The following is an 11,524-nucleotide window of genomic DNA, read 5'->3' on the forward strand; positions in this document are numbered from 1 at the left end:
GCAATGACGGAGTGAGGGATTGCAATGAAAAAGCTGCGTGTTTTCCGTCATTGCCAGCAACCCGCTTCCCGTCATTGCGAGGAGCCTGCGACGCGGCAATCCAGCAACGACGCACGCCATCAACTCCAGCACCAACTCGACCACAGCATCTGGATTGCCACGCTACGCTCGCAATGACGGAATAGAGGACTCGGAATGACGGACTGAAGGACTCGCAATGACGGAGTGCGGGGATCGCAATGACGGAGTTAGAGGACGCCATGACGAAAAAGGGCGCAATGTACGAGCGGAGGGGGCAACGCCGGGGCCTTCGACCTCCGACCTACAATGCACAGTTATGAAATTTCTCTTCGTTGCCGATCCGCTGGAATCTTTCAAGATTTACAAAGACACCACCTTCTCCATGATGCGCGAGGCGCAAAAAAGGGGGCATCAGGTCGTGGCCTGTGAGATGAGCGATGTGCGCTGGCAGCAAGGCGAAGCCGTGACCGCTTTGGTGCGCGAGATCCACCTGACTGGAGACGCCACCAACTGGTTCACCGAAACCGCCAGCCACCGCGCCGCCCTGAAAGACTTTGACGCCGTGGTGATGCGCAAGGACCCGCCTTTTGACAGCGAATACTTCTACGCCACACACCTGCTGGGCCAGGCTGAGCGCGAGGGTGCCCAGGTGTTCAACAGCCCCGCCGCGCTGCGCGACCACCCCGAGAAACTGGCCATCATGGAGTTTCCGCAATTCATCGCCCCTACACTGGTGACACGCAGCGAAGCGGACATCCGGGAATTCCACGCCAAGCACGGCGACATCATCTTGAAGCCCCTGGACGGCATGGGCGGCATGGGCATTTTCAAAGTGGGCGCAGACGGCTTGAACCTGGGTGCCATCATTGAAACCCTCAACCGGGATGGCGCACAAACCGTGATGGTGCAAAAGTTTTTGCCCGGCATCGCGCAAGGGGACAAGCGCGTGCTCTTGATTGGCGGCAAGCCCGTGCCCTTTTGCCTGGCCCGCATTCCCCAAGGCGGCGAAGTGCGTGGCAACCTGGCCGCAGGCGGCAAGGGCGTGGCGCAACCGATTTCCGCGCGTGACCGCGAAATCGCCGAAGCGCTGGGCCCGATTTTGTTTGCACGCGGCTTGATGCTGGTGGGCCTGGACATCATCGGTGACAGCCTCACCGAGATCAACGTGACCAGCCCGACCTGCTTTCAAGAAATCACCGACCAGATGGGCTGCGATGTGGCCGCGCTGTTCATCGACGCGCTGGAAACAGCGCTGACATCGAGCCCAACAGCCTGAATCAGAAAAGCTTGTCGGGGGTGTAGCGCAGTCCCAACGAAGTCCAAGTGTTTCGTTCGCGTCCTGAGGGCTGCGTGCCAAGGGTGGCATCGATCTGGAGCAAACCGGGGATCACTGAAAAACGGATCCCCGACTGGACAAAAGGCTTTTGGCGATCGTCTCCAAAAGCTTCAGCAATCAGCATGATTCTGCCTGTCGCCCAGTACTCTGCGCCCATCCCGAAGGTGGTGGAATTTTGACGGGTGCGTTGATCCACCGACCAGCCCAAATTGGCATGCAAAACCAGCCGGTCATCCAGCCTGGACACCGACAAGGGCAAATTCAAATACGTGTTGCCCAGATTATTGGGGCCTGGCTGAGTTGATGGGTGCCAGACACGTCCCAAGGCCAGCCCCCAAGCCCAATCATTGGATTGCAGCGGGCGAAACAGCGTCTTGCCTTGCAGCACCTGATCTTGACTGCCAGGCAAACCGTTGGCGCTGAACTGGCCCACACCCGCGGTGATTTCGAAATTGCCCGTTGGGTTGCAGGCTGGCAAAGCCCAGTATTCCACCCTGTTGCTGTAGCGGCGCGTCCAGCTCTCCAACTGACAACTGCCCTGCGTGGTCAGCCGAGCATCGTCGGTCATGAAAGGGCGCGCAGCCCAGGCACCCTGGATGCCCAACAGCATGCCGAACACCACCCAAATTGCTTTTGAAAACTTGATCATGCAAAGATTGTAGGCACCCCGATGACAGTGCCGTGGCCCATCATGCCAAGTCACCGTCTACCCAGGCATGCACGCGCCCCGGCGCTAAAGCCACCCAATTTTCGTCAGTGGTCAAAGGCTGCGTGACCACCACGGCCACGCGATCGTTCTCGCGGGTGTGCTCGGCAAAGTTCACACTCAGGTCTTCATCACTGAGCGTAGCGCGAGCAAACGGGTGCCTGCGAAGCACGTAATGCAAGTGGGTGCTGGCATGCGCCCACAAAGCCTCGCCGTTGGACAGCAAAAAATTGAAGGTCCCGTGCCGGGCAATCTGCGGCACCAGTTCACGCAGGGTGCGGGTCAACTCCTGCACGCTGGGCACGCCCGCATGCGATTTGGCCAGCTCTTGCATGAGCCAGCAAAACGCCCGTTCGCTGTCGGTCTGGCCCACCGGCCTGAAGTTGCCATGCAGCCGGGGCGCAAAGTCCACCAGATTGCCATTGTGCGCAAACACCCAATAGCGGCCCCACAACTCGCGCACAAAAGGGTGGCAGTTTTCCAAACTCACCTCGCCTTGCGTGGCCTTGCGGATGTGGGCGATGACGTTCTGGCTTTTGATGGGGTAGCGACGCACCAGCTCAGCCACCGGTGAGGTGCTGGCGCTTTGGTGGTCCACCATATGACGCACCCCTTTGCCTTCAAAAAAAGCAATGCCCCAGCCGTCGCTGTGGTGGTCGGTAGCCCCGCCGCGCTGCGCAAAGCCGCTGAAGCTGAAGGTCACATCGGTGGGGGTGTTGGCATTCATGCCGAGCAGTTGGCACATGGCGTCAGTCTTTCGAATGCGCGGCGGGCGCACCGGCCATGCGCCAGGCCGCCAGCAAGGCCAGCGCGGTGATGGCCGCCAGCCCCAGAAAAGTCTCGTTGAAAGCGCGCAAACTCGCTGCCGGATGCCCGCCGCCCAGCAAAGACACGCCGGCAGCGCTCAGGCGCCATTCCAGCACGATGGCGCAGACACTCACCCCGGCCGCACCACCCAGCATGCGCACAAAGCCAATCACACTGGACGCCTGCGGAATCAGCGCCTTGGGCATGCCACGCATGGAGCCCAGATTGAGCGAAGGCAGGATAAAGCCCAGCCCAATGCGCCCCAAAATCACCCAGGCCCACAGCAAGGCCAGGCCCGATGCCGGGTGCACCGTGGGCATGAGCGCAAACGACAAGGCCAAAAGCGCCAGACCCAGACTGACCAGCACCGCGGGCCGATAACGGTCCGACAAGCGCCCCACCACCGCAATGGTCAGCGCCAGCAAAATGCCCGAAGGCAGCAAGGCCGCACCGATGTAGGACGGTGACAGGCCCAGTCCCATCTGCATGTACACCGGCAGCAAATAGGTGGAGCCAAACAGCGCGATGCCGTAGGTGAACGCCACCAAAGCGCCCATGGCAAAGCTGCGGTGCGAAAAGACCTGCAGATTCATCAGCGGCCTGCGTTGACCATGCCGTCGGGCCTTGAGCAAATGCCGCTGCCAGGCCACAAACAAGCCCATGCCCAGGGCGGCTGCGGCCAGCAACACCACAGCAACCGTGTCGTCGTCCCCGCGCAACTGCACCAGGCCGTTGAGCAGCATCAGAGTCGAGGCACTGGCCAGCGCCAGCCCCACCCAGTCCAGGCCATCGCCCTCGGCATTGGCAGCCACTCCTCCGGGGGCCGTGGTGGGCACAAAGCGGCGCGACAGCCACAGCGCCACCAGCGCCAGCGGCACCACCATGAAAAAGATAGAGCGCCAGCCAAACACATCCACCAGCACCCCGCCAATGCTGGGGCCAATGGCCGGGGCCAGCACCACACCCATGCCAAACAGGCCACTGGCGCGGCCCTGTTCATTCGAGTCGAACGCCCGCAAGATGATGATGGCCGGAATCGGCTGCACCACACCGGCGGCCAGCCCCTCTGCCACCCGCGCCGCCATGACCAGCGTGAAATCGTCTGCAAAACCGCCCACCACACCCCCGCCCAGCAGCAGCCACATGCAGACCTCATACACCCTGCGATAGCCAAAGCGCGCCAGCAACCAAGGGGTTGTGAGCATCGACACCGTCATGGCCACCATGAAGCCCGAGGTGACCCACTGCACCCGACTTTGGCCCAGCGTGAAGTGCTGGCTCATGTCGGGAATGGCCACATTCATGATGGTCGACGACATCACCGCCGCCATCGAGCCCAGCATCAGGGTGTAGAGCAACAGCCAGCGGTGGCGCACCCCGTAGCGCGCACGCAAGCCTTGCAGGCTGTGGGGGTCGTGCGGGGCTGTCATCAGGGCGTTGCGGCTTGTTGTGCGCAGGCCTGACAAATGCAGGCCTTGCCACGTGCAGCATCGGGCAACTTTTGCAGCAATTCAGTGCTGAAGTGCACACGCGTGCACCAGCAAGGCTCAGAAATTTGCGCGGGTGAAGCCGCCATGGCGCAGGCGTTGGCTTGCCCGCACAGGGGACACAGACAAGGGTCAACGGGGATAGAGGCTGTCATGGTGAAAGAAAGTCAGTTCAGCACAGAGTTTAGAGGCTCAGAAGTCAAACGTCGGACTCTGCGAGTGCCGACCTACAAGGGCACCGGAATTTTTAGGTCGGTGGTCGAAGACCCCGACATGGGCCTGACCATGTCCACGCCTTACGATTCAGGGCCTACCTCGTTCAGGCCTTGACCGCTTCGCCCGACACCCGACGCGAACAGCCTGGCACCTCGAGACGCCTCGCCGCTGGCCAGGGTTTGCAGGCCCAGCGCAAATTCGTGGGCCAGCGCTTCATCCAGGCCCATACCGAATTGCTCATACGCCGAACGGCGGTCGTTGCGCAGGCAGGTCTGGGGCAAGGCCGCGAGTTGCTGTGCCAGCTCGATTGCTGCCTGCAAGGCCTGCCCGTCATCCACCACGCGGTTGGCCAGTCCCATGGCCAAGGCTTCGTCTGCGCCCACGGCACGGCCCGTGAGGATCAAATCCAGCGCTCGCGACAAGCCGATCAACCGGGGCAGGCGCACGGTGCCGCCGTCGATCAGGGGCACGCCAAAACGGCGGCAAAACACACCCATCACGGCCGAGCGCTCCACGATGCGCAAATCGCACCACAAGGCCAGCTCCAAACCACCGGCCACCGCATGCCCACCGATGGCCGCGATCACGGGCTTGGACAGCAGCATGCGCGAAGGCCCCATCGGGCCGTCGCCCTGAGGCTCCAGGCGGTTGCGGCGCTCGTCGTCGTTCAGCGCCTTGAGGTCGGCTCCGGCACAAAAGGTGCCATGCGCGCCATGCAAAACGGCCACGGCTGCATCCGGGTCAGCGTCAAAGTCGCGAAAGGCATCGGCCAGTTGCTGCGCCGTCACGCGGTCTACCGCATTGCGGGCCTGCAGGCGGTCGATCGTGACGAGGGTGACTGGGCCCTGCCGGGTCACCTGAACTTCTGAGTGTGTCATGGGCATGTCTCAGTTCGGATAAGCGCGTTGCAAGATCACATCCACCGCCAGCAAACGGGTGTCGATACTGCCCACCACACGGCCCCATTGCGGGTCCATGCGTGTGTCGATGAAAGCATCGGCCACCGCTGTGGGCGCATGGCGGCGCAGCAAGCTGGCCTGGGCCAGCAGCACCAGGCGCTCAGCAAAGCGGCGACCCAGGGCTTCGAGTTGGTCGGGGGGCTCGCGCAGCATGGCCTGCAGGCTTTGTTGGGCGGCCACCAAGCGGGCATCGTCACCCAGGCCCTGGCTCAGGTCTTGCAGCAGGGCGTGGGCCAGATCGGGCTCCTTGCCGATGGCCCGCATCACGTCCAGACACATCACGTTGCCCGAGCCTTCCCAGATCGAATTGACCGGTGCCTCACGAAACAGGCGACCCATGACGCCCTCGTCCACATAGCCGTTGCCGCCAAAGATTTCCATGGTCTCGCCCGTCAGTTCCACCGCACGCTTGCAGACCCAGAACTTGGCAGCGGGCGTCATCACGCGCTTCCAGGCTTTTTCAAGCGGGCTGTCATCGCGTTCATAAGCCTGCGCCAGACGCATCATCAGAACCATATTGGCTTCATTTTCCAGCGCCAGATCGGTCAGCACCGCGCGCATCAGCGGCTGGTCGATGAGCAAGCGGCCAAAGGCCTTGCGCTGGCGGGCGTAGGCCAGGCCTTGCACCAAACCCTGGCGCACCATGGCGGCGCTGCCGACCACGCAGTTCAGGCGGGTGTAGGTGGCCATCTCGATGATGGTGGGAATGCCGCGCCCCGGCTCGCCCATGAGGATGCCGTGTGCGTCCTTGAATTCGACTTCGCTGCTGGAATTGCTGCGGTTGCCCACCTTGTTCTTGAGCCGCTGGATTTCAATCGGGTTTTTGCTGCCGTCAGGTCGCCAGCGCGGCACGAAAAAGCAGCTGGGACCGCCGTCAGCGGTGCGCGCTACCACCAAGTGAGCGTCGCACATGGGTGCCGAAAAAAACCACTTGTGCCCACGCAGGGTGAACTCGCGTTCGCCCTGGCCGGTGGGTGTGGCGGTGGTGGTATTGGCGCGCACATCGGAGCCGCCTTGTTTTTCGGTCATGCCCATGCCGACCCACATGGACTTTTTGTCGGCCAGCGGCACATCGCGTTCGTCGTATTCGGGGCTGAACAGCTGGTCCTTCATGGCCGCCCACAGGGCGGGTTCACGCTGAATCAAGGGAATGGCCGCCTGCGTCATGGTGGCGGGGCACAACGTGCCGGCCTCCACCTGACCATGCAGGTAAAAGCCTGCAGCCCAGGCCGACCAGCGCCCCGGGCGTTCGTCGACAAAGGGCATGGCGATCAGGTTTTGCCCACGGTACAGCGCCATCAACTGGTGCCAGCTGGGGTGAAACTCGACCCGGTCCACACGGCGGCCCCGGGCGTCGAAAGTTTTCAGCTCAGGCGTGTAGCGGTTGGCTTGATCGGCCAAGGCATAAGTATCGGCTTGGCCCAGCTTGGTGCCATAGCTGTCCAGCTGCGACACAAAGTCATCAGCGCCGGCCCGTGCCAAGGCTTCACGCAAAGGTGTGTCGGTGGCCAACAACTTGTAGTTTTGCAGTTCGTCGAACTGGTTCGTGATTTCGTGCGTTTGCCAGGTCATGGGTGGACTCCATACAGCCCTTGGGGATTGTTGTGCATGCGGGTGAGTCTAGGGGAAATGCCTGCTCACGGCACCTCAGTGATCAGTACTCGGTACCAGGTACTCAGTGGTACTTCATTGGACCTTTACCGCCTCGTCATCACCCTTCCACCCGGCTCGTCATTGCCTTTTCACCGAAGATGTCATTGCGAGCGAAGCGTGGCAATCCAGTGGCAGCGGTCAATCTGGCGCTCATGCCTGCAGCAAGCGCTCCAACTGGATTGCCACGTCGCAGGCTCCTCGCCATGACGGGAAAAGGCCGGTGGTACTTCATTGGACCTTTACCGCCTCGTCATCGCCCTTCCACCCGGCTCGTCATTGCGAGCGAAGCGTGGCAATCCAGTGGCAGCTGTCAATCTGGCGCTCGTGCCTGCAGCAAGCGCTCCAACTGGATTGCCACGTCGCAGGCTCCTCGCAATGACGAGAGAGGACGCAAGCTCCTCAGAATGACGGAGAGGACACAGGCTCATTCGCAATGACGGAGAGGACGCAGGCTCTTCGCAATGACGAGAAAGGACGCAAGCTCCTCGCCATGACGGGATAAGGGTAAGGTCCTCGCGATCACGCAAAACGGCTCCCGAAGGAGCCGTTTTTTCAAAGGTCAGACCGCGTCCGACGTCAGCGCGTTCAGGCCGCCTTGACCTTCAAACGCCAGGCGTGCAGCAGCGGCTCGGTGTAGCCGCTGGGCTGCGCCTTGCCTTTGAACACCAGGTCACAAGCCGCTTTGTAAGCCGCCGACTTGGCAAAGTTACCGGCCATGGGCTGGTATGCCGCGTCGCCCGCGTTTTGCGCGTCCACCACAGCGGCCATGCGCTCCATGGTTTTCTTCACTTGCTTTTCGGTCACCACACCGTGCTGCATCCAGTTGGCCATGTGCTGGCTGCTGATGCGCAAGGTGGCGCGGTCTTCCATCAGGCCCACGCCGTTGATGTCGGGCACTTTGGAGCAGCCCACGCCTTGGTCCACCCAGCGCACCACATAACCCAAGATGCCTTGGGCGTTGTTGTCGAGTTCTTTTTGCTTGTCTTCTTCAGACCAGTTGGCGGCGTCTTTGGCCACCACGGGGAACTGCAGCAAGGCGTTGAGGGTGGTTTCGCGCAGCTCTTTGGGGTCTTGCTTGGCCACAGCCTTTTCCATCTGCTTTTGCAGCGCAGGCACGTCCACTTGGTGGTAATGCATGGCGTGCAGCGTGGCGGCGGTGGGGCTGGGCACCCAAGCGGTGTTGGCACCGGCCATGGGGTGGCCAATTTTGGCCTTGAGCATGTCGGCCATCAGGTCGGGCATGGCCCACATGCCTTTGCCGATCTGGGCACGGCCGCGCAAGCCGCAGGCCAGGCCCACGTTGACGTTGTTCTTCTCGTAAGCGCCCAGCCAAGTGCTGTTCTTGATGTCGCCCTTGCGCATCACGGGGCCGGCCAGCATGCAGGTGTGCATCTCGTCGCCGGTGCGGTCCAGGAAGCCGGTGTTGATGAAGGCCACGCGGCTCTTGGCAGCGGCAATGCAGGCCTTGAGGTTGGCGCTGGTGCGGCGCTCTTCGTCCATGATGCCCAGCTTGACGGTGGAGGGCTTCATGCCGATGACTTTTTCGACGCGGCCAAACAGCTCGTCGGCAAACGCCACTTCGGCGGGACCGTGCATTTTGGGCTTGACGATGTAGACGCTGCCGGTTCGGCTGTTACGCAGGGGGTGCGAAGACTTTTTCTGCAAATCCACCAAGGCGCAGGTCACGGTGACCATCGCGTCCAGGATGCCCTCTGGGATCTCATGGTTTTTGCCGTCCGCGCCTTTGTAAAGAATAGCGGGGTTGGTCATCAGGTGACCGACGTTGCGCACGAACATGAGCGAGCGGCCGTGCAACTTGACGGTGCCTTTGCCAGCGGGTTTGGTGTACTCGCGGTCACCATTCATGGTGCGGGTGAACGTCTTGCCGCCCTTTTGCACTTCTTCGCTGAGGCTGCCTTGCAAGATGCCCAACCAGTTGGCATAAGCCAGCACTTTGTCGTCGGCGTCCACAGCAGCGACCGAGTCTTCGAGGTCAAGGATGGTGGACAAAGCGCTTTCAGCGATCAGGTCGGACACGCCAGCCGGGTCGGTCTTGCCAATCGGCGTGGTCTTGTTGATTTGCAGGTCCAGGTGGATGCCGTTGTGCACGAACAGCACGGATGCAGGGGCCTTGGCATCACCGGTGTAACCCACGAACTGCTTGGCATCGGCCAAGGTGGAGTTTTTGCCGTTGGCCAGGGTCACCACCAGCTTGCCCGCCTTGACTGCGTAGCCCTTGCTGCCCACATGCGAGCCGGTCTTGAGAGGTGCAGTGCGGTCGAGCACGTTGCGGCAGTAGTCGATGACTTTGGCGCCGCGCTGGGGGTTGTAGCCCGAGCCTTTTTCGCAACCGTCGGCCTCGCTGATCGCGTCGGTGCCGTACAGCGCGTCATACAAACTGCCCCAACGGGCGTTGGCGGCGTTCAGGGCGTAACGGGCGTTCAAGATCGGCACGACCAACTGAGGGCCGGCCAGCTTGGCCAGTTCGGCGTCCACGTTGGCGGTGGTGGCTTGGGCGTTGCGCGGCTCGGGCACCAGGTAGCCGATTTGACTCAGGTATTTGCGGTAGGCCTTCATGGCCTTGCCTTCGCTGACCGGGCCAGGGTTGGCGGTGTGCCACTCGTCCATGGCGGTCTGGATGCGGTCACGCTCGGCCAACAGGGCGATGTTTTTCGGGGCCAGATCGGCCACGATGTCGTTGAAGCCTTGCCAGAACGTGTCTTTGTCCACGCCGGTAGCGGGCAGCATCTGGTCGTTGATGAAACTCAGCAGTGGGTTGGCCACTTGCAAGTTGTGGATCGCGGTGCGTTCGGTCATGGGAGCCTCGGTCGGATGTTGAAAAACGGGTGCATGGTGCCAGCCCTCACAGTGCGCGTGCACGGGCTGACAGTTTAGGAAAGACTTTATTCTAAGTTTCGATGCAGATAAACACGCGAAAAAGCCATAAACCCATGACTTTTATGCACGAATCACACTCACCAAAACCGCTGTTGTCTAATCCTGCCATGACCCCCATTCACGCCCCTGACGTCCTCATCAGCGAAGTCGGCCCCCGCGACGGCCTGCAATCGGTGAGCGGCACCATGTCCACCGCCGCCAAATGCCTGTGGATTGACGCCCTGGCCGCTGCGGGGCTGCGCGAGATCGAAGTCGCCTCGTTTGTGCCCCCCAAACTCCTGCCCCAGATGGCCGATGCCGCACAGGTGGTGCAGCACGCCCTGCGACACACGCACATCACCGTCATGGCGCTGGTGCCCAATCTGCGCGGGGCCGAAACCGCCTTGCGCTCGGGCGCTCGGAAAATCACGCTGCCCATCTCGGCCAGCCAGGCCCACTGCCTGGCCAATGTGCGCAAAACACGCGAAGACATGGTGGCCGAGTTGCGCGCCGTGGTGGCGCTGCGCGACGCCATCGCCCCCGGCGTACCCGTCGAAGCAGCCATCTCCACCGCCTTTGGCTGCACCTTGCAAGGCCAGGTGCCCGAAGACGATGTGCTGCGCCTGGCCGTGGCCTGCGCCGAAGCCGGGGCCAGCGATGTGGGCTTGTCGGACACCACTGGCATGGGCAACCCGGCCCAGACCACGCGGCTGTTCAAGCGCTTGTTTCAGGAAATCGGCGAACGCACCGGCGCCGCCCACATGCACAACACCCGAGGCCTGGGCCTGGCCAACTGCCTGGCCGCTTACGAAGTTGGCGTGCGCACCTTTGACAGCTCGCTCGGCGGGCTGGGCGGCTGCCCTTACGCACCGGGCGCTTCGGGCAACGTCGTCACCGAAGACCTGGTCTTCATGTTTGAGGCCATGGGCGTGTCCACCGGTATTGATTGGCCCACGCTCATGGCCGCACGCGAGCCCCTGAAAGCAGGCCTGCCCGGCGAAACCCTGTACGGCATGACGCCCGAAGCCGGACTGCCCAAAGGCTGGCGCGGCTGAAAGGTCGGGCGACTGCGCGCAGCCCAAGGGCTCTCGCCCCACGTCGGAGTCTTCGACCACCGACCTACCAAACAGCACAAACGTCGGGGTCTTCGACCGCCGCCCCACCAAACAGCTGCCCCGTAGGTCGGCACTCGCAGAGTCCGACACTTGCCCGATCCACCACCATCGCCCGTCATCAGCGTTGGCGATTGGCGCACAAACGTCGGAGTCTTCGACCGCCGCACCACCAAACAGCTGACCCCGTAGGTCGGCACTCGCAGAGTCCGACACTTGCCCGATCCACCACCATCGCCCGTCATCTGCGTTGGCGATTGGCGCACAAACGTCGGGGTCTTCGACCACCGACCTACCAAACAGCTGACCCCGTAGGTCGGCACTCGCAGAGTCCGACACCTGCCCGTTCC

9 protein-coding genes are annotated in these 11,524 nt (G+C 62.2%); 2 read left to right on the plus strand and 7 right to left on the minus strand.

What is annotated here, in order from left to right; translation table 11 throughout:
* Window positions 1-337: 337 nt before the first annotated feature.
* Complete coding sequence (gene gshB, locus H663_RS26735) at window positions 338-1,297, plus strand: glutathione synthase (protein WP_053168754.1); 960 nt, start codon at window positions 338-340, stop codon at window positions 1,295-1,297.
* Window position 1,298: 1 nt separating this feature from the next.
* Here the strand turns inward: gshB and H663_RS26740 are convergent, their stop codons facing one another.
* The 7 genes from H663_RS26740 to H663_RS26770 all read right to left on the minus strand — a co-directional run bounded on the left by H663_RS26740 (window position 1,299) and on the right by H663_RS26770 (window position 10,002).
* Window positions 1,299-2,006 (minus strand): hypothetical protein, encoded by a 708-nt coding sequence (locus H663_RS26740; protein WP_053168756.1) that lies wholly within the window; start codon window positions 2,004-2,006, stop codon window positions 1,299-1,301.
* A 40-nt stretch (window positions 2,007-2,046) separates the two neighbouring features.
* A complete protein-coding gene (locus H663_RS26745; RefSeq protein ID WP_053168758.1) occupies window positions 2,047-2,808 on the minus strand; it encodes a class II glutamine amidotransferase in 762 nt (253 codons plus the stop codon).
* Window positions 2,809-2,812: 4 nt separating this feature from the next.
* On the minus strand, window positions 2,813-4,300 hold the full coding sequence (locus tag H663_RS26750) for an MFS transporter (protein WP_053168760.1): 1,488 nt from the start codon (window positions 4,298-4,300) through the stop codon (window positions 2,813-2,815).
* Window positions 4,300-4,512, minus strand: a complete 213-nt coding sequence (locus tag H663_RS26755; protein ID WP_053168762.1) for a cysteine-rich CWC family protein — start codon at window positions 4,510-4,512, stop codon at window positions 4,300-4,302. The genes H663_RS26750 and H663_RS26755 overlap by 1 nt, the downstream gene beginning before the upstream one ends.
* 141 nt (window positions 4,513-4,653) lie before the next feature.
* Window positions 4,654-5,451 carry a crotonase/enoyl-CoA hydratase family protein gene (locus H663_RS26760; protein ID WP_053169368.1) on the minus strand — a complete coding sequence of 266 codons (798 nt, stop codon included), beginning with the start codon at window positions 5,449-5,451 and terminating at the stop codon, window positions 4,654-4,656.
* 9 nt (window positions 5,452-5,460) lie between these two features.
* Window positions 5,461-7,104, minus strand: a complete 1,644-nt coding sequence (locus H663_RS26765; protein WP_053168764.1) for an acyl-CoA dehydrogenase family protein — start codon at window positions 7,102-7,104, stop codon at window positions 5,461-5,463.
* Window positions 7,105-7,770: 666 nt separating this feature from the next.
* Window positions 7,771-10,002, minus strand: coding sequence for a malate synthase G (locus H663_RS26770; RefSeq protein ID WP_053168766.1), 2,232 nt, complete (start codon window positions 10,000-10,002; stop codon window positions 7,771-7,773).
* 188 nt (window positions 10,003-10,190) lie between these two features.
* On the opposite strand from H663_RS26770, the gene H663_RS26775 reads away from it, so the two are divergent.
* Complete coding sequence (locus H663_RS26775; protein ID WP_053168769.1) at window positions 10,191-11,117, plus strand: hydroxymethylglutaryl-CoA lyase; 927 nt, start codon at window positions 10,191-10,193, stop codon at window positions 11,115-11,117.
* Window positions 11,118-11,524 lie beyond the last annotated feature (407 nt).

The organism is Limnohabitans planktonicus II-D5 (assembly GCF_001270065.2).
In the GTDB taxonomy this organism is placed as follows: domain Bacteria; phylum Pseudomonadota; class Gammaproteobacteria; order Burkholderiales; family Burkholderiaceae_C; genus Limnohabitans_A; species Limnohabitans_A planktonicus.